The sequence below is a fragment of the Marinobacterium zhoushanense genome, assembly GCF_014641945.1.
Lineage (GTDB): Bacteria > Pseudomonadota > Gammaproteobacteria > Pseudomonadales > Balneatricaceae > Marinobacterium_D > Marinobacterium_D zhoushanense.
This window is the reverse complement of sequence record NZ_BMIJ01000008.1, coordinates 169353-195696: the sequence shown is the minus strand read 5'-3', so window position 1 is coordinate 195696 and position 26344 is coordinate 169353. Positions and strand designations below refer to the sequence as shown.

The 26344-nt window shown below is 51.8% G+C and carries 20 protein-coding genes; 17 read left to right on the top strand and 3 right to left on the bottom strand.

Annotated features, from left to right (window positions below):
* The first annotated feature begins 16 nt into the window (after nucleotides 1-16).
* The 13 genes from IEX40_RS18860 to IEX40_RS18800 all read left to right on the top strand — a co-directional run bounded on the left by IEX40_RS18860 (nucleotide 17) and on the right by IEX40_RS18800 (nucleotide 16425).
* Nucleotides 17-553: a GNAT family N-acetyltransferase gene (locus IEX40_RS18860; protein WP_188751136.1), complete on the top strand. Its 537-nt coding sequence runs from the start codon at nucleotides 17-19 to the stop codon at nucleotides 551-553.
* 30 nt (nucleotides 554-583) lie between these two features.
* Complete coding sequence (locus IEX40_RS18855) at nucleotides 584-1390, top strand: SDR family NAD(P)-dependent oxidoreductase (protein WP_188751135.1); 807 nt, start codon at nucleotides 584-586, stop codon at nucleotides 1388-1390.
* Nucleotides 1387-2778: an AMP-binding protein gene (locus IEX40_RS18850; RefSeq protein ID WP_188751133.1), complete on the top strand. Its 1392-nt coding sequence runs from the start codon at nucleotides 1387-1389 to the stop codon at nucleotides 2776-2778. The genes IEX40_RS18855 and IEX40_RS18850 overlap by 4 nt, the downstream gene beginning before the upstream one ends.
* Complete coding sequence (locus IEX40_RS18845; RefSeq protein WP_188751131.1) at nucleotides 2775-3860, top strand: LuxE/PaaK family acyltransferase; 1086 nt, start codon at nucleotides 2775-2777, stop codon at nucleotides 3858-3860. Before IEX40_RS18850 ends, IEX40_RS18845 begins: the two co-directional genes overlap by 4 nt.
* Entirely contained in the window at nucleotides 3860-5035 is a 1176-nt protein-coding gene (locus tag IEX40_RS18840) for an acyl-CoA reductase (protein WP_188751130.1), read from the top strand. The genes IEX40_RS18845 and IEX40_RS18840 overlap by 1 nt, the downstream gene beginning before the upstream one ends.
* Nucleotides 5036-5077: 42 nt before the next feature.
* On the top strand, nucleotides 5078-6046 hold the full coding sequence (locus IEX40_RS18835; RefSeq protein ID WP_188751128.1) for a glycosyltransferase family 2 protein: 969 nt from the start codon (nucleotides 5078-5080) through the stop codon (nucleotides 6044-6046).
* Entirely contained in the window at nucleotides 6043-7221 is a 1179-nt protein-coding gene (gene glf, locus IEX40_RS18830) for a UDP-galactopyranose mutase (RefSeq protein WP_188751126.1), read from the top strand. The genes IEX40_RS18835 and glf overlap by 4 nt, the downstream gene beginning before the upstream one ends.
* A gap of 100 nt (nucleotides 7222-7321) precedes the next feature.
* Complete coding sequence (locus IEX40_RS18825; protein WP_188751125.1) at nucleotides 7322-8515, top strand: class I SAM-dependent methyltransferase; 1194 nt, start codon at nucleotides 7322-7324, stop codon at nucleotides 8513-8515.
* Nucleotides 8516-8525: 10 nt separating this feature from the next.
* A complete protein-coding gene (locus IEX40_RS18820; protein WP_188751123.1) occupies nucleotides 8526-10883 on the top strand; it encodes an HAD family hydrolase in 2358 nt (785 codons plus the stop codon).
* Nucleotides 10880-12115: a glycosyltransferase gene (locus IEX40_RS18815; protein WP_188751121.1), complete on the top strand. Its 1236-nt coding sequence runs from the start codon at nucleotides 10880-10882 to the stop codon at nucleotides 12113-12115. The genes IEX40_RS18820 and IEX40_RS18815 overlap by 4 nt, the downstream gene beginning before the upstream one ends.
* A gap of 4 nt (nucleotides 12116-12119) precedes the next feature.
* Nucleotides 12120-13919, top strand: a complete 1800-nt coding sequence (gene asnB / locus IEX40_RS18810; RefSeq protein ID WP_188751119.1) for an asparagine synthase (glutamine-hydrolyzing) — start codon at nucleotides 12120-12122, stop codon at nucleotides 13917-13919.
* A 10-nt stretch (nucleotides 13920-13929) separates the two neighbouring features.
* A complete protein-coding gene (locus IEX40_RS18805) occupies nucleotides 13930-15561 on the top strand; it encodes a glycosyltransferase (protein ID WP_188751117.1) in 1632 nt (543 codons plus the stop codon).
* A gap of 42 nt (nucleotides 15562-15603) precedes the next feature.
* Nucleotides 15604-16425, top strand: a complete 822-nt coding sequence (locus tag IEX40_RS18800; protein ID WP_188751115.1) for a hypothetical protein — start codon at nucleotides 15604-15606, stop codon at nucleotides 16423-16425.
* Between the two features lie 45 nt (nucleotides 16426-16470).
* On the opposite strand, the gene IEX40_RS18795 is transcribed toward IEX40_RS18800, so the two are convergent.
* From IEX40_RS18795 to pseB, 3 genes are read right to left on the bottom strand one after another with little or no spacing between them, the layout of a single operon-like run.
* Nucleotides 16471-17280 carry a class I SAM-dependent methyltransferase gene (locus IEX40_RS18795; RefSeq protein WP_188751113.1) on the bottom strand — a complete coding sequence of 270 codons (810 nt, stop codon included), beginning with the start codon at nucleotides 17278-17280 and terminating at the stop codon, nucleotides 16471-16473.
* Nucleotides 17281-17336: 56 nt separating this feature from the next.
* Complete coding sequence (locus IEX40_RS18790) at nucleotides 17337-18785, bottom strand: glycosyltransferase family 4 protein (protein WP_188751111.1); 1449 nt, start codon at nucleotides 18783-18785, stop codon at nucleotides 17337-17339.
* A 40-nt stretch (nucleotides 18786-18825) separates the two neighbouring features.
* On the bottom strand, nucleotides 18826-19830 hold the full coding sequence (gene pseB, locus IEX40_RS18785; protein WP_188751109.1) for a UDP-N-acetylglucosamine 4,6-dehydratase (inverting): 1005 nt from the start codon (nucleotides 19828-19830) through the stop codon (nucleotides 18826-18828).
* Nucleotides 19831-20087: 257 nt separating this feature from the next.
* Here pseB and IEX40_RS18780 point away from each other — a divergent pair, with 257 nt between their 5' ends.
* From IEX40_RS18780 to acs, 4 genes are all read left to right on the top strand, one after another.
* Entirely contained in the window at nucleotides 20088-21527 is a 1440-nt protein-coding gene (locus IEX40_RS18780; RefSeq protein ID WP_188751107.1) for a sigma-54 dependent transcriptional regulator, read from the top strand.
* A complete protein-coding gene (locus IEX40_RS18775) occupies nucleotides 21524-22570 on the top strand; it encodes a sensor histidine kinase (RefSeq protein WP_188751106.1) in 1047 nt (348 codons plus the stop codon). Before IEX40_RS18780 ends, IEX40_RS18775 begins: the two co-directional genes overlap by 4 nt.
* Nucleotides 22571-22575: 5 nt before the next feature.
* Complete coding sequence (locus IEX40_RS18770) at nucleotides 22576-23958, top strand: sigma-54-dependent transcriptional regulator (RefSeq protein ID WP_188751104.1); 1383 nt, start codon at nucleotides 22576-22578, stop codon at nucleotides 23956-23958.
* A 259-nt stretch (nucleotides 23959-24217) separates the two neighbouring features.
* Nucleotides 24218-26173, top strand: coding sequence for an acetate--CoA ligase (gene acs, locus IEX40_RS18765; RefSeq protein WP_188751102.1), 1956 nt, complete (start codon nucleotides 24218-24220; stop codon nucleotides 26171-26173).
* The last annotated feature ends 171 nt before the right edge of the window (nucleotides 26174-26344 follow it).

Genomic DNA, 26344 nt, shown 5'->3' with positions numbered 1-26344 from the left:
TGTCAGAGGAGTTGTAGTGCGCCCGATAAAGTTTGAGCGTTATGGTATCCGCCTCGAGTCGCTGGATAAAAATGACATCGAGATGGTGAGGCAGTGGCGTAACGATCCTAAAATTTCCAGTCTCATGTTGAACCAGGAGTACATCTCTTCGGAGATGCAGCAGCTGTGGTTCGAGCGTATCCGGCGCGCAGAGGATCAATGCTATATGCTCGCCTACTTCAAGGGGGAACCTATAGGTGCTGCCTCCCTCATTGCGATAGATCCTGAAGCCGGGAGTTGTGAGCCGGGTCTTTATGTTTATGTCGACAAGTATCGCAATAACATTGTGCCGTTTTGCATGGCATTCGCGCTCAACGATCTGGCGTTTGAAGTATTTGGAATGAACAGACTTTATGCCAATGTGCTGGATGGAAACGACGCTGCACTGCGGTTCAACGAAACTATGGGCTATCAACGTTGCTCCTCTGATATCAAAGGGGTCAGCCGTTTCCGGCTTGAGCACGAAGCGTATTTGGCAGCACGTGATAAGATTGCGCGCTTTATTCGTTACTGAATAAGTCACTTGGCGAGGATATGAGGCGGGATGAAAGAGCAGCAGCAAGAGGCTGAACAGCGCATATCATTCGATAGCCCCCAGCCTTTTGGTTCTTTGCTTCGAGGGAAAACGATACTGATTACCGGAGCCACACGCGGGATTGGATTGGCTGTGGCCAGGCGTTTCGCCTCAGAGGGGGCGAGACTCTGGTTGAATGGCCGCTCTCCGGATGATGTGGATGCATTGGTTCGGACGCTCAGTCGAGAGTTTGGCGTGGAGTGTTACCCGCTTGCGTTCGATGTATCCGATCCCGCGCAGGTCAAAAATGGTTATCGAAGCATGTTCGAGCAGACCAGGACTCTGGATGTTCTGGTAAACAATGCTGGAGTCATGAGCGATGCTCTAATCGGAATGGTCACACAGGCACAGATTGAAGCGTGTTTTTCCACCAATACCTTCGGTAACTTGTACTGCACCCAGTATGCAGTGCGCATGATGAAACGTGGTGGCGGCGGCAGCATTATTAACCTGAGTTCGGTCATGGGGCAGGTCGGAAATGCGGGACTTGCCGTATACAGCGCAAGCAAAGCTGCAGTTATTGGTATAACGCGCTCATTGGCGAAAGAGTTGGCGTCAAGCCATATTCGCGTTAACGCTCTTGCTCCAGGGCTCATAGCGACAGATATGGCCTCGTCGATAGACGGGGATCTTTTTCGGCAGCGTCTGGGGAGTATCGCAATGGAGCGCATCGGAGATCCGGATGAGGTCGCGAAAGCCGCGCTGTTTCTTGCCAGCGATCTATCCAGTTACGTAACGGGGCAGGTTTTAGGTGTAGATGGGGGGATGCTGGTTTGACGCTGTTTGACCGGTGGCAATGTTGGTCCGAGCGTCTGGCCGTGCTGACGTCAGAGGGCGAGTCGCTGACGTACAGCCAGCTGGCCGAGTGTGCTGACAGCTTTTTTCCTCAGGTTGCAGCCAACAAAGAGCTTCTGCTGTTGGTGGCCGATAACTCTCTGCAATCCCTCATAGCATACATAGCCGCGTTACGTACGGGCCGGGCGGTGATGTTGCAGCCCGCTTCGATATCCGCTCAGCAGCTACAGGCACTAGTAGAGATCTACCAGCCTGAGTGGCTGTATGATCCCCGAAACTTGGGTGTCCTTGACAGACTATCGACACAGTCACAGGCGCTGTATTCGGAACTGGCAGTTTTACTGTCTACTTCCGGTAGTACTGGCTCCCCTAAACATGTGCGCTTAAGTTGCGGAAATATCTATTCAAACGCCGCCGCCATAGCTGAGTATTTGACTCTCGGAGCAGCGGACAGGCCTTTAGCGCATTTGCCACTTTCATACTCCTATGGTCTCTCGGTGGTGAACTCTCACTTGCTGGTTGGAGCGACGCTTCTACTAACGCGTGACTCGATGATGGAGCGCCGTTTTTGGCAATTTTGTAAGGAGCAGGGGGCAACTAGTTTGGCTGGCGTGCCTTATCACTACGATATGATGGAACGACTTCGCTTTCAGCGCATGGATCTTCCGGCTCTGCGAACCTTGACTCAGGCAGGTGGCAGAATGCCCAAGGACAAGGTGTTGCATTGGGCTACCTGGAGTCGGCAGCAGGGCAAAAAATTTCTGTCCATGTACGGTCAGACGGAAGCTACGGCGCGAATCAGTTATATGCCGGCGGAATTGATCTTGGAGTACCCGGAAGGAATAGGCGTTGCAATCCCCGGTGGGCAGCTCAGCTTGATCGATGAGCAGGGTGAAACGGTGACGGTTCCCGATACTGCAGGTGAACTTGTTTATGAAGGCCCGAATGTGATGCTGGGCTATGCCAGATCGCGCGCTGATTTGAAGAGGGGGGCAGAAGTTTCAAGGCTGCATACGGGAGATCTCGCCTGCGTTAATGGTAAGGGTATTTATTACATCGTGGGTCGGTTGAGGCGTTTCATTAAGCTCTTTGGCTTAAGGATCAATCTCGACGAGGTTGAGCAATCACTGCGCATGGACTTTGGCACGGTGGCATGTGTTGGTCGGGATCAGAGCCTAACAGTAGCCTATGTGGGGCAAGAGGAGCTTGAGGGGCAGATCAAGAAGCGGTTGATGGAAAGGTACGGCTTCCATCCTGGCGTTATTCGGGTGATCTCCCTGGAGGCTTTGCCGCTGACTGATTCGGGAAAAATCGATTACAGGTTGTTAGCAGATCATTGCGATAAACTTTCCGTACAGGAATGTTTATGAGTCCGGTAAGTTTTATCGATGAGCCGGTATATGGTTGGAGTGCTGGACGCAAGCGGCCTTGGCTACTGGAGCAACTCAATCAGCTTACGCGTAATCATCTGGAGCGCTGCACTGACTACCGGCGTTTAATGGATAGTGTAGAGGGGGGCAGGCATGCGCAGACCTTGGCTGACCTGTACCCCCTTTCAGTGCGACTATTCAAACAAAACAGGCTTCTAAGCATAGATGATGACGAGGTATTCAGGGTTTTGACATCCTCGGGTACCACGTCGCAGCAGGTTTCCCGAATTTATCTGGATAGAGAAACCGCCGCACTGCAGTCGAAGGCCTTGGTCAAGATCATGCAACCCTGGCTGGGTCGCCAGCGACTGCCGATGCTTATAATAGATCACCCCGGAGTCATCACTGAGCGGAGCAGCTTCTCGGCTCGTGGTGCCGGCATACAAGGGATGATGGTATTCGGGCGGCGGCCGGTCTATGCCTTGAACGCCGACCTTTCTCCGAATTGGGGAGCTATTGATGAATTTGTGGAGTCACATCGGGGACAGCCAATACTGCTTTTCGGATTCACTTTCATGGTTTGGCAGCTATTACAGGCGTTGAACGAAGAAGGGCGGTCACTAGCTCTGCATGATGGTGTTCTCGTACACAGTGGCGGTTGGAAAAAGTTGCAGGATCAAGCGGTAGATAACGCGACGTTCAAGGCTAGGAGTCAACACCTGTTTGGCGTGGACCGAGTACATAACTTTTACGGTATGGTTGAGCAGGTCGGGTCGGTATTTGTTGAATGTGAGCGAGGGCATCTGCATACACCGCTGTTCGCAGACCTTTTGATACGTGATGCGCAAACCGGCAATTTAAAACCCAATGGCGAGACAGGAATTATCGAAGTCCTGTCAGTATTGCCTCGCAGCTATCCGGGGCATGTCCTGTTGACCGAGGACCGTGGACGGATTTTGGGGGAGGATGACTGTGCTTGTGGCCGGATGGGTAAGTATTTCGAGGTGCTCGGGCGGGTACCACGTGCCGAAGTAAGGGGGTGCAGCGATACGGTTGAACCCTCCAAGGCAGAGGAATACTGATGAAGGTTCTCTTTCCACGCTCGTTGACAATGGACAGATTGGAAGCAATTTCCCCCGCCCCTGCCTGGCGAGGTGAAGTGCGAGGGCTGCTGGGGAAGCTGTCGGAGAAGCTTATGTCCGAGCCAAGTGCAACATTGAAGGCACTCGGATTTTGGCTGAGACCGGCACATCTTAAACAGATGGCGCTGCTGGTTGATGGCACCCGCATGCGCCCCAGGGGTAAGGTTTTGCAGGTGGCTCCAGGCAATGTGGATACGTTATTTATCTATGTTGCGCTGTTGGCGCTGTGGCTGGGAAATGTTGTCGTTGTCAGGCTTTCATCCCGACAGGGGGAGGATGAAGCAAGGCTGCTGGATATCCTGCATGCGCTTGCCGAGACCCAGTGCTGGAGCGAGGAGCTCCAACGCCTAGTGCTTGTGCGTTGCGAATATGATGACCCCGATTGGACTGCTCAGATGAGCAGCGCTGATATGAGGATCTTCTGGGGCAGTGATAACACGATCCGACGTTTATCCACCGTTCCTAAGCCTTCACACTGTATTGACCTTGGAATGGGACACAAGCATTCGCTATGTCTGCTTCATGCAAAGAAAGTGCTTGATAATAAAGATGGACAGCTTGCGGCACTATTTTTACGCGACACGTTAGAATTCGCACAGCAAGGATGTGCTTCGCCTCGGACGTTGATTTGGTTTGGCTCGGCAAGTTGTGTTGCTGCTGCGCAGGAGGTTTTTTGGCCCGCGGTAGAAGAGGTGGCTAAAGATTTCATCGCCACCGGCCGCTACCAACTGGATGATGCTTCGGCTCTGGAACGTCTGTCGGGACTTCAGCAACTGGCACTTGATGGTTGTGTCCATGATCCTTGGCAAAGAGTCGGCTGCCTAGTTCGTTTGCCGGTTGAAGAGCTGAGTCAAAGGCAGGAGCTCGGGCACCCAGCGCATGGTGTCGTGTACGAGTGGGCTATCAACGACCTGTCTGAACTGGCCGCTCAGCTAAAGCCTTGGCATCAAACGCTAAGCTACTTCGGCTGGGATCGTTCAGAGTTGACGGAATGGGCCACGCATCAAGCTGTATTGGGTCTGGATCGGATCGAGTCGGTTGGGCAAGCGCTCATATTTCATCCCATTTGGGATGGGCTAAATCTGTTACAACAGCTGGGACGGCAGCTTCGCTGAGGCGTTGGTCCGAGTGATATACGCAGGAGTATTGCGTAAATAATGAAAGTTAGCGTTATTGTCCCAGTTTACAATCTGCAGTACTTCGTCGAATCCTGTCTTCTGAGTTTACTCGAACAGGAAACCGATTTTGCTTATGAGGTGATCGCTGTCGATGATGGTTCGACAGATGACTCGTGGCAGATTATGCAGGCCTTGGCGAGAAAATTCCCCCATTTGAAAGCACTGCAAAATCCGCACAATATGGGGTTGGCCAAAACGCAGCGGAGGCTACTTCGGGAAGCGCGGGGTGACTATATAGCGTATGTCGATGGTGACGACCTTGCTCTGCCGGGAAAGCTGCAAGCGCTGAGTAACCATCTCGATGCTCATCCGGGTTGTCAGCTGTGCTACCACGAAGCTGATATGTTTGACCATGAAAGCGGAAAGACAATCAAGTTATACACTCAAGGCTACTATAATTTCAGTTCACTTAAGCCCTCGGGAAATGTTGAAGATCTGATTCTTTACGGGAATTTCGTCAACGCAAGCTCGGTCATGTTCCGTCGTCACGAGCGCATGTTGTCTGCTATCGACGAGGGCTGCAAGATCATCCTCGATTATCCATGGCACATACTCAATCTGCTCTTGCATCCAGGAACGCTTGATTTTTTACCGCAAGTGCTCGGGCGCTATCGCATGCATAGCCAGAGCTTCGGCGGCATGACTCGCGCGTCAGCAACGCGCAGAGAGCAATCCCTTCAGGATATGCTCCGCGCCTGTGATAACGCACTTGCATTCGATGTTGATCAAGAGATTGTTGCGCGAGGTAAGTCGCATCATCTCTACTCTGCTGCACTCTACTTCCTTCGGGAACTCGATTTTAAACGGTTCGCTAGGCTGGTCGAAGACTCGGTTCGACCACCAGGGGAGGCTGGTTGCTGGTTTTTTGACGATAGGCATCAGCTTGCATGGGAAAACCGGAACGATCCCGAAAGAGTATACGAAACGTTGTTCGGAGGATGTAAGTGAGTTACCAGGCGATAGTAGTGGGTGCCGGTATCTCAGGTGCCGTTATGGCAGAGCGGATGGCCTCCCAATTAGGGTGGAAAGTTTTGGTCCTTGATCAGAGGCCGCATATTGGCGGCAACTGTTATGACGAAATCGATGAAAACGGGATCCGAATTCACCGATACGGACCGCATCTTTTCCATACTGACAACAACGTTGTGTGGGAGTATCTGTCCCAATTTACGCAGTGGGTTGAATACGAGCATCGTGTACTGTCGCACATTGACGGGCAACTTGTCCCTATACCGTTTAATCTCACCAGCATTGAACGATGCTTCGAACCGGCCAAGGCGATCCGTATTATCGAAGCTCTGGTTGATCGTTTTGGCGAGGGAGCGCGAATACCAATACTCAATCTTCGGCAAGAACAGTCCCCATTGTTGCGGGAGTTGGCTGAGTTCGTCTATGACAAAGCCTTCGTTAACTATACAAGCAAACAGTGGGGGGTGCCGCCAGAGGAGATATCGCCAGAGGTAACCGCGAGAGTCCCGGTCGTGGTTAGTCGAGATGACCGTTACTTTGTCGATCCGTGGCAGGCTCTTCCGAGCGAGGGATATACCGAAGTTGTCAGGCGTATGCTTGATCATCCACTGATCGACATAGAACTCGGAATATCGATGGAAACTAGGCTCAGTTTAGATTGGGAAGCTCAGCGTCTCTTTCTGAAGCATGAGGGCGATACGATTCCGTTTCACGGAAAAGTTATCTATACCGGAATGATTGACCAATTGTTTGCGTGTGATGCTGGTGCGCTGACCTACCGTTCTCTTAGATTTGACTTTAAAACAATTGCTCAGCCCTATCTTCAACCAGTGACGACGGTGAACTACCCCAACGAGCATGCCTATACGAGAATCACGGAGTTCAAGCACTTGATGTTCGATGGGAGTCGGTCGTCAAACACTGTTGTTGTTTACGAGTACCCAAAACCATTCGAAGCCGATAAGGGGGATGAGCCCTATTACCCTGTTTTCACGGAAGAGGCTCGTTTAGCGTACGAACGCTACATGAATCGTGTCGAAGAGATGCCGGGACTCATGTGTGTAGGGCGTTTGGCACAGTACCGCTATTTCGACATGGACGATGCGGTATCAAATGCTCTGTCGAGTTTTGAAACCTTATGTAACGAGCTGTGACTGGTCTACGTGCGCAGCCTTAACAGGATAGAACCACCTTTTTATACGGTTTATGTATCAGCGCCGATAAAAAAGAAAGTTTCAATTCAGAGGAAACCAGATGAGTGAGCAAGGCGAACTGCGCTTTGAGTTCGGCAAGAACTGGCAAAGTTACCTGAAGGATAAACTTTCCCAGGAGAGGATGGATAAGGCCCGTCATGATCTGCTGGCATTCCTCGGCAAGGATGACCTCAAAGGGATGAGAGTTCTCGATATAGGCTCAGGCAGCGGTATCCACAGTTTGGCTGCTTACGATGCCGGTGCGGCAGAGGTTTTCAGTTTTGACTACGACCCGAATTCGGTGGCGGCAACGAAAAGCTTGAGGGAATTTCGTGGCACACCCGATAATTGGACCGTATGTCAGGGGTCTGTGCTGGATACAGAGTTCATGGGCTCTCTGGGTACATTCGATTTGGTCTACTCCTGGGGAGTTCTTCACCACACCGGATCGGTGTGGCAGGCACTGGAAAACGCAATGCGCTGTCTACGGGCCGATAGCCTTTTTTACATCGCGTTGTATGATTCCGACTGGTCAGCTGAAACACCCGAGTTTTGGTTGGATATCAAGCAGCGTTATACCGCGGCCGGGTCGTTTCGACGTCTTGGGTATGAGCTTTGGTATATTTTGAGATTCATGCTCGGTTATAACCCGATGCGCTTTGGGCGTCTGTTAAAACGTGCTCATGAATATCAAAAGCATAGAGGTATGTCCCTGTATCACGATATTCGAGACTGGCTCGGTGGCTGGCCTATGGAGTACACCCGCATCTACGAAGTGTTGCCGTTGGTTCTGGGGCGTGGGAACAATTTACTGAAAACCAAGGTTGGGGAAGCCAATACTGAATACCTGTTCGCGGGCAAGGCTTTGCCCCCTGATGCGAGCCGTTGGAAGCCGGTAACTTTGCCGGAACCTTTGCGATGGCAGGTGGATACCCTGCGCCTTAACGACGATTTTTCGGTGCTTGACTCCGCTAAGCCGATCTACCTCTATGGAGCCGGCAAGGCAGGTGATCTTGTTCGTCAGGCGCTGGCGAGGCGCGGCCTCAATATTGCCGGATTTATTACCACTGATGGCGGAGGATCAGCAGAAGGTGCGCACTTAATGAGTTTGGAAGAGTTTATCCGTTCGGATAACCGTGAAGCTCAGATCGTGATCACTAGCAGCTACTTCGACAGCATCTCTATCGCACTGGCAAATCACGGAATATGCAAGTTCTACAATGCATTTCCATACGCATTGGCGCAACTTCAATAACGGAGACAGAATGGAGACCGAGCTGTCCTGGAGACAGGTACCGAACTGGTCGAATATCGATTGGCAGTGCTACAGCTTGGTGTCATTCGATATCTTCGACACTTTGTTGCATCGCTCTCTGGCCACACCCAAGAGTTTGTTCATTGAGTTGGGGCAGCTGGCGGCAGCGCGTGGGTTGGTTGATGGAACTCTTTCACCGGCCGAGTTTGCCCAATTACGGGTTGATATCGAGTTGCAGGCTCGGAAAGAAAGTACAGGAGAAAGCTCGGAAGTCACCCTAGACCAGATCTGGCAACAGGCTCCAAGCGAGCTGCCAACTGAAGAAATCCTCTCGCTGGAGTTAGATCTTGAATATAGCCATTCGTTCGTTAACCCATATACCCGTGACCTTCTGTGCTATTTACTGAAACAAGGTATACAGGTTTACCTGACAAGCGATACTTATTTTCCGCGATGGTTCATTGAACGCTTATTGCGTAAAGCGGGACTAGATCCTGACGGGGTGAATATATTGCTCTCCTGTGAACAGGATGCGAACAAGTCTTCGGGTGCATTATTTAAGCGGTTGTTGGAGTTGAAGCCGGTACCGGCCAATCGGATTTTGCACATCGGGGATGATCTCACTGCAGACTATCTTCAGGGTCAAAAGGCTGGTCTGGCCGTATGCTATGTTGGAGATATTCATCTGCCGGCATCCCTCTATCAGGGCGACATGTTATTGGGATTGGATCATGTGCAGGATCCTCTGCGCTCCCTTCGTCGGCTGGGGCATTTTGTTTCGCCCGAACGTAATGAATCGGCCGCTTTTTTCCGTTATTTAGGCGCCAGTGTTCTGGGCCCTGGGCTCGCCGTCTTTGCACTTTGGACTGTATTGGATGCCCAGGCGCGCGGTATCAGGCTGATCTGTCCAATTATGCGCGAGGGCGGTTTGCTGGCGCCTCTGCTGCGAAGCGCCTGCAAACTGGTCGACGCCAAAATGGACGTTCGCCCCCTGTTTACGTCCCGTCGAGCTGCGTTTCTGCCAGCAATGGGCGAACTGGATGAAACTGCATTGAAGCAGTTCGCTGAACGCCGACACTTTACGTTGTCTGATCTGATCACCGAGCTGAACTTGCCGGACGTGCCCGAGGGGATGAGGGCTCAGCTGGGTTTAACACTCAATGAGGTTTTGAGCCGGGAAGAGTGGCGTCAGTATTTACAGTCGGATGAGGTCAAGGCGGCGGCAAGAAACAGCAGTCTGGCAAGTAGACAGTTACTCAGGGAGTACGTCGACACCCTGTGGCATGAGCATGGTCCAGTCGCTCTGATGGATCTTGGCCCGGGCGGGAACTCCCTCGCTTGGCTGGCTGATAGCATTGGAGACCTGGCTGATCGCATCAGCATCAATTATCTGTTTTATGGTATTCCGGAACTATCAAAACACCGTCGCCGCGGGCATCGTTATGCCGTTTTTCTGCCTAATACTCCAGAGTCGTTACCCGTCTTGCGGCTGTTTAACCGGAGCCCAGAACCTATCGAAGTCCTGTTGACCGGGCGGTATCAGACCACTTTGGGATATGGGCGAGATACGGAAGGCAACGTAGCTCCTCTTTTAGGTGAGGTGTTCAAGGCTTCTGAACAGGAGTCGCTGCTTGGAGCGTTTGCCGAAGGGGTTGTGTTGGCCTGGCGGCACCTGGCTCACCTTTTCCCGTTAGTGGAGAACGAAAGGCTAACAGGGCGGGAGAGTCGGTACTCGGTACTCAAGCAGATCCAGCGCTTACTTGAGCTGCCGACGCCTTTGGAGGCAGAGCGGTTGGGTGATCTGCAGTTTGACGATAATGCGGGGTCTTTATCGTACAGCCGTATTTGCTCGGATGAAGACCATCTCCGACTTGTGCAGTGGGGGCCCGAGGAGTTTATGCGGCAGTCGCGGCAGCTTTGGGGGTATAAGACGCATAACATTCGGTGGCCGCAAGCAGTGGTCAGCAGAGTGTATCCAGATTTCCTTTGTGCTCAGTATCGAGCGCTATTCAATGATGTTGAGCACCGACTTCTCTGCGTGACGTTGCTAGAGCAGGTCAAGTCTGACAGCCATACTCGGGCCACCCTTTATGGTGGCGGCAAGCTGGGTTACGAGATGTTGCAGGAGGCTGGAAATAGGGGGATCCATGTAGACTGGGTGGTCGACAGTAATGCGACTTTGCACGGTCTTAGTCTGATGGATCGGGAGATTGTGTCGCTGCGGCAGGCAGTAGAGAAGGGGTGCGGTATATTTCTGGTAGCATCTGCTGCTTTTGCGCAGCCAATCGAGCAGGGTATTCTTGACTACTACGATAGCCGTGGCTTGCCACCTCCTCCAATCTACGCCATCCACAGGAGAAAACATTGAGAATCGCCTTCATCTCCAAGGCGGATGCGGCAGGAGGTGGTGCAAGCCGTATCGCTCAAGATCTTGCTGAAGGTTTGCAGGCTTTGGGGCATGAAACGGTCCATTGGGTGTCCTGGAGCAAATCCGGATATGACGCCCGAAGGAGACGCCTGTATGGAGAGCGATGGCAGCGGCAGTTTTATCGTTACAGCAGAAAGGTCAAGCGTTGGTTTGCGCCAGATATTATCCCTTTTGAGTGGCCCAACCTGTATTTGCAAAACCTTCCGGCCAATTTCGATCTGCTTCACGTTCACGATATTTCCTCCGCCATGTCAGCATGGAGCCTCCGAAGGCTCGCTGGAGATATGCCGGTATTATGGACCCAGCACGATTGCTCCGCATTTACTGGTGGCTGTATCTACCCACTTGGGTGCCAGCGTTACCGACAAGGGTGTGGCGATTGTCCACAACATGGCCGTTGGCCATTAGATAGTCGGTTCGACTACAGTCGTTTAAAACGAAAAGCTAACCAGAAGGCTCTGTCTACGGCGTCATTAGCTCTGGCGACGCCGTCCCAATGGCTGCAACAGTGGGCACTGGATAGTGGACATGTGTTTACCGCCCCGAGGGTGTTGCGAAACGGTGTGGACACTAATGTTTTTAGGCCAGGAGTCAAACCGGTAACCGGGTTGCCAACCATCATCTTGGCTGCGGCATCATTATCCAATCCTTACAAGGGTGTTGAGGATGCAATCGATGCACTTCGTTGGGTAGTTAAGCGAAAACCTTTCAGATTGTTGGTTGTAGGCGATGTGGATGAACGACTCAAGTGCGCCTTTGAAGGGCTACCAGTACATTTCACCGGACTTATCAGTGACCAAAGGCTGTTGGCTGAGCAATATAACCAGGCGAATCTGCTGCTGTTTCCGAGTCTAGCGGAGAATCAACCCTTACAACTGCTGGAAGCAATGGCCTGTGCAGTGCCTGCCGTTGCTTACGCTACAGGCGGCATACCCGAAATTGTCCAGCAAGATCGGGGTTGGCTGGTTGAGAAGGGGAATAAACAACGGTTGGGCGAACAGCTGCTCACAGCACTCTCAGATCCTCGGCTGGCGGAAGTCGGTAAGAGGGCTCACCAATGGGTCGTGGCTAATCATCGACAGGAGCTTATGCTGGAAGAGCATCTCCTTCACTATTCAAGCATTATCGAAGAGTGGCAGCGCTCGAAGAGATTAGTCGCAAGTAACAGGTAAAGATATGTGCGGCATCGCCGGTGTTTTAAATATAGATAGTCGACTCAGAGTAGATCAGTTGCGTGACCTGACTTCGGCCATGGCTGCATCAATGGGGCACAGGGGGCCTGACGATCATGGTGTTTGGGTTTCCGATGATGGCTTCTGTGCGTTAGCTCATCGGCGTCTCAGTGTTATCGATACATCAAATGCTGGACATCAGCCGATGCTAAACGGTGATCACGCATTGGTATTCAACGGTGAAATATACAATTTTCAGACATTGGGTGCCTGCGCAACGTCACAGGGGCGCCGTTTTAACGGTCATAGTGATACAGAAGTTCTACTCGATGGTTTGGGCTATGAAGGGCATCATTTCATTACGCGGCTTGACGGCATGTTCGCATTCGGATGGTACGATATTACTCGATCCGAGTTGACACTGGCACGTGACCCCTTCGGTGAAAAGCCACTCTACTACTGCATGCAAAATGGTTTATTCGCCTTCGCATCGGAACTTCAGGCGTTAACTCTGTTACCCGGTTTCGACGCCACAATCAGTAAGGCAAATATTGCAACCTATCTTGCTTTCCAGCATCCGCCGGCCCCTTACACAATCTACAAAAATTGCTCCAAGCTCTTGCCCGGTACTTACCTTCGGGTGAACAGACAAGGGATAGGTGAAGCGTGTGGCTATTTTCAGTTTCTAACGGACTCGACTCCATCCGGCCTGTCGTTGGATGAGCAGACCGATCAGCTTGAGGAGTTGATGGTTGATTCGCTGCAACGGCGCTTGATCTCCGATGTGCCCCTGGGGGCGTTTTTGTCAGGAGGGGTTGACTCGTCAACCGCGGTCGCGTTGGTCACTCAAAAAATGGGTAGAAACCTCAAAACGTTCTCGGTCGGATTCAAAGGTGTGCCGGAAAGTGAGCATCTGGAGGCTCGATTCATGGCCGAACGACTGGGCACGGAGCATTACGATGAGATGATCGATCCGGCAGAGTATGGTGCATATGCGGATCTGGCTGCTGCGATGGATGAACCTAATGCGGACAGCTCGTGTGTTCCAACCCATGCCATATCTGGACTTGCCAGGCGTTATGTCACCGTAGCATTAACGGGAGATGGTGGTGATGAGATGTTTGGTGGTTATCAACGATATTACGATTGTATTGAGGCTGCTACGGATCATGCCAATGATATTCTGGCGCGCCGTTGGCATATAGGACGTGATTATACCTACAGAGTGCTTGTATATAACGATGCACAGCTTGCGGGTCTGTTTGGTGAGGTACCGAGTGCTACCGTAGACTACTTTATGCAGTGGCGGCGGCGTATCGACTTGGACAGTCGTCCGGTACTTAACCGTCTAAGGGAGATGGATGTCGCCAATTATCTGCCGCTTGTCCTCGCGAAGGTAGATCGCATGAGTATGCAGCACTCTCTGGAGTGTCGAACACCCTATCTTTCACCGGAGTTGGCACAATTCGCCGCAGGCTTGGCGCCTGATCGGCTGACTCAACAAGGCAAAGCCAAATTCCTGCTAAGAAATTTGGCTAAGCGGTACTTGCCTGCAGAATGGATAGACAGGAAAAAAAAGGGTTTTGGTGTAGATCCGATGAACGATATTGCCAGGACCTCTGTAATCGATCGTCTTGCCGCGTTGTTAGAGGAGCCTGAGTGTTGTCTAAAAGATCTGCTTCCTCCTCAGGCTCTATCAGATTTTGTCTCAGGACCTTTACGGCAATTGGGTTTCTATCACGCGTGGTCACTTCTTGTATTGGAGCTCTGGCTGCGAAGCCACCCCTGGCGTGCGGAGGCTTAAAGGCGTGGTGATGCATAATGCCGATAGGCATGAAGAGGTCATATCCGGAAGGCGCAAGGCATGGGCTTGGGGATTATCAGGCAACTTGCCGTATTTGCTGCTGCAATCACCCTATCGTTTTGAAGGTGTAATTGATGGTCAGTCGAGTGGACGAAACGCGCTTTCCACAGTGGCGGGCTTACCTGTGTATGGACCGGACAAACTGAAGGATTTAAACCCGGCAGATACACTTATCGTAGTATTCGCGGATCTCAAGCTCCATGGCAGCGCCATTTTTGATCAAGCCCGTCGATACGGGCCGTTTGATCTTGTCGCCCCACATATACCCGCGTTACATGATGTCCCGGCTGCGTTGCAAGCGCGCACTCAGAGACTAGGGGAAATGCTGATCGAAAAACGTCATGATACACGTTACACCGCTGTTCCAAAACGCGTGGCGCTCTGGCTGCACGGATTGGTTAAAGGTGGTGCCGAAAGGCAAATGGTATTGTTGGCGTGTGGCTTGAGAGAGTTAGGCTGGGATGTAGATCTTATCTGTACTGCGAAGGACAGTAGCCAAACCACTTTGTGGGCAGATGAGCTACGCGACGCGGGTGTGAATCGTATATATCTACCTGATATGCGGGAATCCTGGGATTGGTTGGAATCTGAGTCGGGTGTACCGGAGCAAGTTCCAACTCTCGCGCCTTACTTCACGACAAGAGGGCTGCATGACATCTTGCAGACGGTAGATATTTTACTAGAGCGACGGCCTGAGTTGGTTATCAGCTTTTTGGATGACGGTAATATTGCAGCGGGCGTCGCGTCCGTATTCGCAGGCGTCCCGAATATTCTGATGTCGGGGCGTAACGCTGAGCCCCACCACTTCACCGATTTGCAGTATTTTCCAGTCGCCAAGAGTCAACTCAAGAGTTGTTATCAGGCGTTATTGAGTCTGGACGGCGTGGCGCTAGTTAATAACAGCCAAGCGGGTGCGGAGTCATACAGTCAATGGTTGGGGCTTCCGTATGATGCTATAGAAGCGATCCCGAACGCGGTTCAAGCGCCGACCGGCCAAATGGCTAGCAGTATTCGAGAACAATATGGGATCGCGGCAGGGGTACCGCTTGTTCTGGGTGTGATGAGGTTGGCGGATGAGAAGCAACCGCTACGCTTCGTAGAAATGATCACAAGGCTTAAAACTAAATTGCCAGAGCTGCAGGCCATTCTGTTGGGAGATGGGCCGCTTTATGAAGATGTACGGCAGGCTATAGATAGTAGTGCGCTACAGTCATCTCTGATTATGGCCGGGGCGCAGGAGTCGTCACTGCCGTATCTTGCAGAAGCCGATTTGTTGCTCAGTACATCAAGAATGGAAGGGATGCCGAATGTGATTCTCGAGGCCCAGTTAATGGCGTGTCCGGTCGTCGCAACAAATGTTGGAGGCGTCTCTGAAGCTCTGATGTCAGCGATGAAGGTGGGACTGGTGTCTAAAGATGATTGGATGACAATGGAAAAAGTTGCACTGAATTTATTGCTCCTTAAATCAGGCGCCAAAGATATAGCAAAAAAAGCTCGGGCGGCCATTATTGTGAGCAGAAGTGTACAGGAGCTTGCCAGGCGTTATATTGATGCCGGGCTTGGTCGTAAAAAATTTAACTGATAAAGCACTATAGTATCTTTAACTTCGAAACGGTGAAAATGAATGATGTCCTCTCAGCCTATAATATTGTGTGCTAATCAGCGATCGGGCACTACGGCTCTTGGACAGGCCTTGGAAAGTCAAAAGCGGGTAACCAGCTTTGCTGAGATCTTCATGACTTCTGAGTATCATGTAACGGAAATCCCTTCCAATTATTTTTATTGGATGTCTAAGTATCGCAAGAAAAATATTGGATTCTATAGAAGGGGAGAAGTTACACGATATATTGGAGAGTACTTTGATTATCTATCTAAGCTTTCAGGCACAGATTATTTTCTTGTGGATATTAAGTATGATCAGTGGTCATATGTGGTTGGAGAATCGAATAATATATTTTATCCGCCTGTGCTTTTGTCGTACTTTATCAATAGAGGCTACCCAATAGTTCATCTGATTCGAGATAATTTATTCGAACAGTATTTGTCAATTAAATATGCTAATGCTGTAGGCGAATCTCATTACAGGAAAGGAGAGTATTCAGATAGTAAAACTGATATTGGCTTATATGTTGATGTGGAGGAGTGTAATTATTTTATTGGGGCGTTATCTAAAAATGTCAACTTATTTAAAGAATTTCTGAAAGGATATAATCAAAGTGTCGAGTTGCACTACGATGAGTGTTTTTTGAATAATTGCGTCACAAATTATGCTAAAGAAAAGTTGTCATCTGTGATACCAGATTCTGAATGGATGACTAAAGTAGAAACTCCGTTGGTAAAAACCCCCGTCGATATAATGAAAAAAATATCAAATTCTAAGGAGGTTGTATCTTATTTCAGTAATTCTGATTATCACTGGATGTTCGAAAATTTATCTAATATCTAAAAGGGTCATTCGCCGCCACGCTTGCCGGCGGATGACACTAAACATTTATTTCTTAAACATCCAAATCGGGTTTTTGCTGTTTTTATTGTTGAAGAATGTTACTTTCTGATTTATTACTTCAGAAAATAGATCTACATCCTTTTTTACTGCGGGAAAAATGTTGTAATCGTCGCCGAATATAACGCCGCCATCTCTGAGTAGGTCAAAATATAGGTTTAGTTCCATAAATGTCTCGCCAGACTCATGTGCTGAATCTAGGTAAACAGCATCTATTTTATATGCGAGGACCTCCAGCATTCTGGCTGCTACAACCGAGCTGCTGCGCAATGGTATAATGCTCTCTTCTTTCCCAAACTTAATGACAGAGTTGATGAAATGCTTGAATAGATCAGGGTTTCCATCCGACTTGTTCATGTAGATATCAAACTCTGGCCTTAGCCACATGTTAATATCTCCACACCAAGTGTCGATACAGATAATAATTGCGTTTATATTATGCTGTTGAAAATAATTGGAGAAAAATAGTGCGGAAGAACCACAAAAAGACCCAACTTCTACGAATATTTTCAATTTTTGGTTAGATACCATGTTTACGATATCTGTAAAGTCTTTTTCGTCAATATGGGCAAGGTTTGGATCTCCCAGGACGTTATCAGTTGTACCATAGTCCTCACTCAAATTTTCGTACATGCTATCGCAACGGAAAAGATCCCGGCTGATCTGCTGATACGTAGGATAAAATTTTTTACCTTTGCCCTTGCTGCTGAGGTAGTCTTTTAGTTGATAGTCAGGATCTGTTTTTGAAGTAAACCAGTCTGACATATTTTCTATAGAGATCTTGTTTAATTTTTTCATGTTTTGCCAATATAAAGTGCTGGTTTTGAATTGTTTATATCCAGTGTTTCTGCTTATTACATATCAAGTTTTATTATGTTTTCTTTCTGGATTTTTAGTTCTATAAGTTGTGCCTTTATACTTTCTGTCGCTGAACTTGCTAATATGACAAGGTCATGATCTATAGAATGGATGTGAGATGGGGCAATAATCGGAGCGCCGAATAATGAATTTCCTTGTTTTTCTATGCTGTTATCTGCAAAAGCAACAATATTGAAGTTTCTGTTGATCTTTTCAATCACCTTATTTAAGTAGCCGCCAGTGCCAAATACAATTGCTTTAGGGTATTTTGATCTTGACGCAAGCTGATCTATTATGAATTTACATTTACTAATCGTGATTTCTTGCCCGAACTTTTGCAAATATTGTGATTTAATACTATCTTTATTATGTTCGCCGCGGGTTATTTCGATAAGCCCTTCGGCGACTGAAAATGGATCGTTAGGGTCTACAGATACTCCGGTTTTGCCATGTTCTATATATTCTGCAATACCCGTTTTTTCTGAGAAAAGCAGTGGTAAGCCATTGCTTAGACACTCCACGGAGAACATGGAGTGCCCTTCGTACGTGGATATTAATATGCCAGCATGAGAGATACGGGTAAGGTGCAGGATATCCTCATGTGAAAGTTCAGATACAAATGAAACGAGATCGGATATATTTATCGACCTAGCTTGTATTTCAAGACTCCTTCGAAGCTCGCCATCACCAATGATTAATACTTTACTACCTAGTTTTTTTAATTCGTCCTGTGCTATGGCGATAGCATCGAGTAAGGTTCTGAAGTTCTTCTGGCTTACCCCTTGTTCGGACATCCTACCCAGAGCAAATAGAGTTTTGTTTTTATTGTTTTTGCTTAATATGTCTATTAGATGTGCTGATGGCTCAGGCAATAGCTCTTTTTTACGCTTGCCTGGAATGTTGGGTATGATCGAGTATCTTTTTAAATAGCCTTCAACCTGTGTAAGTCCGTATTGATCCTTGAAAAAATCTATGTAGTAATTTGTGGTAGACCAGATGTTAGGAACCTTCGATGCAAGGCATTTTGCCTCGTCAAACATTCTGCTGTAGTACTCATTTGGTGTCGACGCATAGATTTCAGTTTCTGTGGCGGCGTGAATTCTGACGGCAGTTGAAACGAGAGGAATATTGAGGGTGTCGATCAGCCAGTTGCAGACATCACTGTTTTCGAACGTTTCAATAATGAGAGCATCCCAATTTGAACCAAGCTGCTCTTTAAAAATAGTTTTCATTTCATCCCGGTTCGATCGCAGAATTGACTTTATTGCGATGTTGTCGTGAGGAGTAGGCAGTTCTGCGGGCTTAAAACTCAGAATAAGAACTTCATATCCAAGGTTAGCAACAGCGTATATGAAGTTTTCGCAAGCATGAGCGTAGCCACTGGCCGACGGGAAAAAGTCCGGCACTACATATAAGAGTCGAGAGGGTTTCGTTTTGACATTCATGCTTGTATTAAAGTCTATCTGTTTGCGATCCTGGTATTGACTAGCCGGATATTGCTTTCTGATTGAATTCTTTGATCTCGTTGATAGTCAGAAAGCGGGCATTGCCGCCTGAGGAGTATTCAAATCCTCTATTTACTGGGTGGCCAGACTCTCCCAGTTCATTAATCTCAAAGTTATTGCTTCTGCTGTTGAAGATGATGGAGGGACGTATCACATAGTGATCGTCAAACTCCAAGGTTAGATGACAATCATCCATTGGACACATGACTTCATGCAGCTTTTCACCTGGACGAATGCCGACTTCACGCTGTTCAAGGTCGGGGGCCATAGCGGTGGCCAGGTCTACAATCCGCACGGAGGGAATCTTGGGAACAAAGATCTCGCCGCCATGCATCCGTTCGAAGTTCTTCAGAACAAAGTCGACACCCTGTTGAAGACTGATCCAGAAGCGGGTCATCTCCTTGTCGGTAATCGGTAGGTGATCTGAACCACTCGCGATCAGCTTTTTAAACAGCGGGACGACTGAACCACGTGAGCCAACAACATTCCCATAGCGAACGACAGAAAACTCGGTATCTAACCCTCCTGCCATATTGTTAGCAGCGACGAACAGTTTGTCCGATGCGAGTTTAGTCGCGCCATAAAGATTGATCGGATTCGCCGCCTTGTCCGTGGAGAGTGCAATGACCTTCTTGACGTTGTTGGTCAGTGCCGCATGGATGACATTTTCTGCACCGTGGATATTGGTCTTGATGCACTCTGTCGGGTTGTACTCCGCCGCCGGCACCTGCTTAAGCGCTGCTGCGTGAATGATGTAGTCAACACCCCGGGTGGCCTGAATCAAACGGGTCTGATCGCGCACATCGCCGATAAAATAGCGCATGCAGGGGGCGTTGAACTCCTGCTGCATCTCATACTGCTTGAGTTCGTCTCTGGAGTAGATGATCAGCTTTCTGGGTTTGTAGCGGGTCAGCAGCGTCTGGGTATAGAGTCGCCCAAAAGAGCCTGTCCCACCGGTAATCAGAATGACTTTATCATTGAACATTTACCAGAGCTTCCTGTCGGCGTAGTTGTCTAGTCGTTATCTATTTGAAACCAAAGGGCCGTAAAGCCTTTATAACACACTATTCTTCGTGAAGAACCTGATCAGGGATTGTTCACCTGCGTATTTGAGCAAATAGAGTTGTTATTGACGCTCCTCTGACCTGTATCGACCGGAGTCGCGGTAAAATAAGCGTCAAATGATTGACTTCCGCCCGTCTGCAGGGCACTTTAACAGCAAATCTAGCGTACGCATAAGCCATGGATAGTGAAAAAATTGACGCTTTGATTCTTGACGATGACTCTGATCGCTCGTCACGCCTTGCGGAGCTTCTCGCCTTTATCGACGTTGCGGCCCATCGGTTCGACTATGTCAGTTGGCTGCAGCGCGGCAACTCGGTCGATCTCGAGCGGTTCGGTCTGATCCTGATTGGACGCAGCAGTTTGCCGATCTCGCTGGAAAAACTGTTGGTCGATTTCAACAGCAAAGGCCGCGTATTGCCCAAAGTGATGCTGGAGCATTGGGGAGATGAAGAGTCCAGCTACGATGCCCAGTCGATGGGGGTGGTAGGGGAGTTGATTCCCCCCTACCGTTACGACGATGTACTCGATCTTATCCACCGCTGTAACCTGTTCAAGCGCTTGGGGTTGAACGCTGTCGCCCCTGAGTTCGACGGGTTCGTCGGTCAAAGCGAGGCAATTAACTCGGTAAAAAGACTGATCTCGCAGGTCGCGTCACGGGATGTCAGTGTACTGATCACCGGCGAGTCGGGCACCGGCAAAGAGGTGGTTGCTCGTATCCTGCATGAAAACTCGCCACGAGCAGCAGGCCCCTTTGTTCCGGTGAACTGCGGTGCGATTCCGTCAGAACTGCTTGAGAGCGAACTGTTCGGCCACGAAAAAGGGGCGTTTACCGGCGCGATCTCAAGTCGGGCCGGGCGTTTTGAGCTGGCCCAGGGCGGCACGCTGTTTCTTGATGAAATCGGCGATATGCCCCTGCCGATGCAGGTCAAGCTGCTGAGGGTGTTGCAGGAGCGGCAGTTCGAGCGTGTTGGGGGCAGCAAGACGCTCGATGCGGATGTGCGGATTATCACCGCGACACACAAAGACCTGGAACAGATGATCGACGAAGGCGATTTTCGAGAGGATCTTTATTACCGGCTGAATGTTTTCCCCATCGAGATGCCGGCGTTGCGGGATCGCCTGGAGGATCTGCCGTTACTAATTAATAACCTGGCTGAGCGTTTAACTGAACAAGGGCTGACGCCGTTTCAGCTACACGCATCTGCCGTGGAGTCTCTCAAGCGCCACACATGGTCCGGCAATGTGAGGGAGCTGGCAAACCTTATGGAACGCCTAGCCATTATTTACCCCGGTGAGGTGGTCGGGGTATCGGAGTTACCGCCAAAATTCCGACATCTGGATGAGCCCGATCCATCTCGCTATGACAGTCCAAGTGTTACTGATCTGTATGTGATAGCGTCGACCACCAAGCCAGGCGCGCGCCTGGAGAACTCTGCTGTCGTCCTGCCTGAGAAGGGGATAGAACTGAAGCCCTTTCTGGAAAAGCTTGAGCAATCGCTGATCAATCAGGCCCTGACGCGCTGCGGCAACGTGGTGGCGCGGGCGGCGGATGAGTTGGGGATCAGGCGTACGACCCTGGTGGAAAAGATGCGCAAATATGGAATCGCACGCCAATGAGCGATACGGCGAGAATCGCCGAACTGGAGCGTGAGCTTGAGCAGCTGCGCAGCGAGCGAGACGCGGCGCAACGACTCCGGCGACTGATCGATCAGATGCCCAGCGGTGTGCTGGTGATCGATAACAAGGGCGAGATAGCCGAGTGCAACCCGGCGGCGCAGGCGCTGCTGGGCGTTGAGCTGTTTGGCAAGCGCTGGGTAGACGTCATTGCGGCCTGCTTCGCTCCCCGGCCTGATGATGGCCACGAAGTGTCGCTGAAAAATGGCAAGCGGGTCAGTCTGGCGACACGGGCACTCGAAGGTGAGCCGGGACAACTGGTGTTTGTCTCCGATCAGACCGACACCCGATTATTGCAACACAAGCTGTCCCACTACCAGCGGCTGTCCGAGATGGGCCGGATGATGGCCTCACTGGCGCATCAGGTACGCACCCCGTTAAGCGCCGCGCTACTCTACGCCAGTCATCTGGCTGCGCCGGAGCTGACCGATGAACAGCGGATCCGCTTTGCCGGCAAGGTCAAATCGCGGCTGACCCACCTGGAGCAGCAGGTGCGGGATATGCTGATCTTCGCCCGCGGCGAAACCAAGCTGGATAACCGGGTCACGGCCAGCCAACTGGTGGCCCGCATCGACGACCTGCTCGATATGCCACTGGCCAATGCCAATGCCGACTGCAGTTTTGTCAACAATGCCCCTGAGTTGACCATTCAGTGCAATCTGGAGGCCCTGCTTGGCGCGATCCTGAATCTGGTGACTAATGCACTCCAGGCCTGTGGCCAGGGAGCGGAATTGCAGATCAAGCTCAGCCAACAGTCGCCCTGGTTGCGTCTGGATGTGATCGACAAGGGGCCGGGTATGGCGCCTGAGCAGATCAAGCGGGCGCTGGAGCCTTTCTACACCACCAAATCCCATGGCACTGGGCTTGGGTTGGCGGTGGCGCAGGTCGTTGCCCGAGCACACCATGGTGAGTTTCGCCTGACATCGGTCCCCAGCGTCGGTACCTGCGCCACCTTTCTGCTACCCTCTGTTGAAAACGATGGATAACCCCTATGAGCCCCTGTGTACTGATCGTTGAAGATGACCTGGATCTGCGCGAAGCGCTCGCCGATACCCTGGAGTTGGCCGGCGTTGGTTATCTCCTGGCTGGCAGCGGCGAGGAGGCGCTGGAGGTGCTAAAACGGCAGAACGCGGACATGGTGGTGTCCGATGTGAATATGCCCGGCATGGATGGGCATGCGTTGTTAAAGCAGCTGCGTCAGAGCTATCCCGGGCTTCCGGTGGCGTTGATCACCGCCTTCGGTCAGGTGGGGAAAGCGGTCGATGCGATCCGCAACGGCGCTGTTGATTATCTGATGAAACCCTTCGAGCCGGAGCAGTTGATCGAGCTGATCCGCAGCCATGCCGGGGGGGCGACCGTCGCGACTCAGCGTGAGGCGCCGGTGGCTGAATCGGCGGGCAGCCGCCAGCTGTTGCAACTGGCACAAAGGGTAGCGCAAACCGACTCTACGGTGCTGATTACCGGGGAGTCGGGTACCGGTAAAGAGGTGCTGGCACGCTATATCCATGATCATTCCGGTCGCGCACAGCAGGCGTTCGTTGCTATCAACTGCGCCGCAATACCGGAAAACATGCTCGAAGCGACCCTGTTCGGCCATGAGAAAGGGGCGTTTACCGGCGCCTATACCAGCGCGCCCGGCAAGTTCGAGCAGGCTAACGGCGGCACCCTGCTACTGGACGAGATCAGTGAGATGGATCTGGGGCTGCAAGCCAAGTTGCTGCGTGTGCTGCAGGAGCAGGAGGTGGAACGGATCGGCGGGCGCAAGACCATCGCCCTGGATGTGCGCGTCCTGGCGACCAGCAACCGTAAGCTGGAGGCGCATGTCGCCGAAGGGCGCTTTCGCGAGGACCTCTACTATCGGCTCAACGTCTTCCCGTTGCAGTGGCAGCCTCTGCGTGAGCGACGGGAGGATATCGTTCCGCTGGCCCAGCGTATCCTGCAGCGCCATTGCGGCAAGATGAAACGGCCTCCTGCGCAGCTGTCGGTGCCGGCGCAGGCGGCACTGCGTGAGCACGATTGGCCAGGCAATGTGCGCGAGCTTGATAATGCAATTCAGCGCGCGTTGATCCTGCAGCCTACCAACCTGATCGATACCCCTGATCTCCATCTGACTGGTGGGGCGATACCCCTCGGTGGCATTGCGTTCGGAGCGGCAGTTGGGTCCCTGCCTGGGGGTGATACGGATCGGTCCGAGCCGGAGGAGTTCGGCGGAGTCCTGGGCCAGGACCTGCGCCAGCGTGAATACCAGTTGATACTCGATGCCCTGAACGCCTGCGGCGGCAGTCGCAAGGACGCGGCGGAGAAGTTGGGTATCAGCCCCCGTACCCTGCGCTACAAGCTGGCGCGAATGCGGGAAGAGGGGATCGAGCTGTAACTCCCAAGACGCTAACCCTGACTATACTGCGGTAGGTTGCGAGTTTGGCTTGGATTGTTTGTGAGTATTCACAAACTCCGAGCGCCTTTGTTCTTTAGTCTAACTGTCGATAGACCAATGTCTAATTCAGGGACGAAGCACCGCTCAAGTATAACTTTAATAAGAGCTGGATTACCCAAGCGGTGGCAATCAAGAGCAATTACAACAGGCCGCACCGCAATCCGTATAACAACAAGTTTCCAAGGCTAGGGGCACCACAATGAGTGAAGAGAAAGTCTATCCGGCAGATCCGGCGTTCGTTGCCAATGCACATATCGACGGTGATAAATATGCAGCGATGTATGAACAGTCGATCAATGATCCGGATACCTTCTGGGGCGAGCAGGGCAAGCGCCTGGACTGGTTCAAGCCGTACACCAAGGTCAAGCACACCTCTTTCGATCCGCACAATGTATCGATCAAATGGTATGAAGACGGCACGCTGAACGCGTCCTACAACTGTCTCGACCGTCACCTGGAAACCCGGGGTGACCAGGTGGCGATCATCTGGGAAGGCGACGACCCCAGCGAAGATGAAAAGATCACCTACCGCGACCTGCATGAGCGAGTGTGCCGTTTCGCTAATGTGCTCAAGGCACAGGGCGTCGAGAAGGGCGATGTGGTCACGCTGTATTTGCCGATGATTCCGGAAGCGGCGGTGGCCATGCTGGCCTGTGCCCGTATCGGTGCCGTGCACTCCATCGTATTCGGTGGTTTCTCGCCGGAAGCGCTGGCCGCCCGTATTGAAGGCGCCAACTCCAAGCTGGTGATCACCTCCAACTACTCACTGCGTGGTGGCAAGGTTGTGCCGCTGAAAGAGAACGTTGACAAGGCGCTGAAGCAGCCGGGCGCCGCGGCTTGCGCCAAGAAAGTGGTGGTCGTCAAGCGCGTCGACAAGGACGTGGCCTGGGATGCCAGCCGCGACCTCTGGTACGAAGAAGCGGTTGCCGCCGCGTCAGCCGACTGCCCGGCCGAAGAGATGGAAGCGGAAGCGCCGCTGTTCATCCTTTACACCTCCGGCTCCACCGGCGCACCTAAGGGGCTCGAGCACACCACCGGCGGCTACATGGTCTACGCCTCCATGACCCACCAGTACGTGTTCGACTACCACGAGGGTGATATCTACTGGTGTACCGCCGATGTGGGTTGGGTCACCGGTCACAGTTATATCGTTTATGGGCCGCTGGCCAACGGCGCCACCACGGTCATGTTCGAAGGGGTGCCGAGCTATCCCGACAACAGCCGTTTCGGCCGCGTCATCGAGAAACACAAGGTCAACCAGTTCTACACCGCACCCACCGCGATCCGTGCGCTTATGCAGCAGGGCGAGGATGTGCTGGGCGATTCCGACCTCTCCAGCCTGAAACTGCTGGGCTCTGTCGGTGAGCCGATCAACCCGGAGGCTTGGGAGTGGTACAACCGCGTGGTCGGCAAGGGCAAGTGCCCGATCGTCGATACCTGGTGGCAGACCGAAACCGGCGGCATCATGATCGTGCCGCTGCCGGGTGCCACACCGACCAAGCCGGGCTCTGCAACCCGCCCGTTCTTCGGTGTACAGCCGGCGCTGGTGGACAACGAAGGTAACGAGCTGGAAGGCGCCACCGAAGGTAACCTGGTGATCAAGGACTCCTGGCCTGGGCAGAGTCGCTCGATCTGGGGTGATCACGAGCGCTTCACCAATACCTACTTCACCAGCTTCAAGGGCTACTACACCACCGGTGACGGTGCCCGTCGCGACGCCGATGGCTACTACTGGATCACCGGCCGTGTCGATGACGTGATAAATGTCTCCGGTCACCGCATGGGCACCGCCGAGGTCGAGTCGGCGCTGGTGGCTCACCCGGCGGTTGCTGAGGCGGCCGTAGTAGGTTACCCGCATGACCTCAAGGGTCAGGGCATCTACGTTTATGTCACGCTGCAGTCGGGGTTCGAGCAGAGCGATGAGTTGATGAAAGAGCTGCGTAACTGGGTTCGCTCTGAGATCGGCCCAATCGCGTCTCCGGACCTGATCCAGTTCGCGCCGGGGATGCCGAAAACCCGCTCCGGCAAGATCATGCGCCGTATCCTGCGCAAGATTGCCGAGGATGATTTCGGCGCTCTGGGTGATACCTCGACCCTGGCCGACCCGAGCGTGGTGGACGATCTGATCGAGCACCGCATGAACCGCAAGGGTTAATTCGGCTATACACTGTTGTAGCTGAGGGAAACGCCCTGCCGTGACCGGCAGGGCGTTTTTATTTGCAAAGGCCGTATGGCAGCTTGCGGGACGTTTCTTTGTCGGAACTTGGATACGCCGGCGCGGGGTTCGGCGGGAGGTTTCCAATCCCGGAATTTTCGTATGGCAAAC

Excerpts from the sequence above, each read along its gene's own strand:
- IEX40_RS18770 (WP_188751104.1), top strand. The coding sequence starts at position 22,576 with ATGAGCCCCTGTGTACTGATCGTTGAAGATGACCTGGATCTGCGCGAA.
- IEX40_RS18845 (WP_188751131.1), top strand. The coding sequence starts at position 2,775 with ATGAGTCCGGTAAGTTTTATCGATGAGCCGGTATATGGTTGGAGTGCT.
- IEX40_RS18795 (WP_188751113.1), bottom strand. The coding sequence starts at position 17,280 with ATGAAAAAATTAAACAAGATCTCTATAGAAAATATGTCAGACTGGTTT.
- IEX40_RS18840 (WP_188751130.1), top strand. The coding sequence starts at position 3,860 with ATGAAGGTTCTCTTTCCACGCTCGTTGACAATGGACAGATTGGAAGCA.
- IEX40_RS18775 (WP_188751106.1), top strand. The coding sequence starts at position 21,524 with ATGAGCGATACGGCGAGAATCGCCGAACTGGAGCGTGAGCTTGAGCAG.
- IEX40_RS18855 (WP_188751135.1), top strand. The coding sequence starts at position 584 with ATGAAAGAGCAGCAGCAAGAGGCTGAACAGCGCATATCATTCGATAGC.
- asnB (WP_188751119.1), top strand. The coding sequence starts at position 12,120 with ATGTGCGGCATCGCCGGTGTTTTAAATATAGATAGTCGACTCAGAGTA.
- IEX40_RS18800 (WP_188751115.1), top strand. The coding sequence starts at position 15,604 with ATGATGTCCTCTCAGCCTATAATATTGTGTGCTAATCAGCGATCGGGC.
- acs (WP_188751102.1), top strand. The coding sequence starts at position 24,218 with ATGAGTGAAGAGAAAGTCTATCCGGCAGATCCGGCGTTCGTTGCCAAT.
- IEX40_RS18780 (WP_188751107.1), top strand. The coding sequence starts at position 20,088 with ATGGATAGTGAAAAAATTGACGCTTTGATTCTTGACGATGACTCTGAT.
- IEX40_RS18835 (WP_188751128.1), top strand. The coding sequence starts at position 5,078 with ATGAAAGTTAGCGTTATTGTCCCAGTTTACAATCTGCAGTACTTCGTC.
- IEX40_RS18820 (WP_188751123.1), top strand. The coding sequence starts at position 8,526 with ATGGAGACCGAGCTGTCCTGGAGACAGGTACCGAACTGGTCGAATATC.
- pseB (WP_188751109.1), bottom strand. The coding sequence starts at position 19,830 with ATGTTCAATGATAAAGTCATTCTGATTACCGGTGGGACAGGCTCTTTT.
- IEX40_RS18805 (WP_188751117.1), top strand. The coding sequence starts at position 13,930 with ATGCATAATGCCGATAGGCATGAAGAGGTCATATCCGGAAGGCGCAAG.
- IEX40_RS18825 (WP_188751125.1), top strand. The coding sequence starts at position 7,322 with ATGAGTGAGCAAGGCGAACTGCGCTTTGAGTTCGGCAAGAACTGGCAA.
- IEX40_RS18790 (WP_188751111.1), bottom strand. The coding sequence starts at position 18,785 with ATGAATGTCAAAACGAAACCCTCTCGACTCTTATATGTAGTGCCGGAC.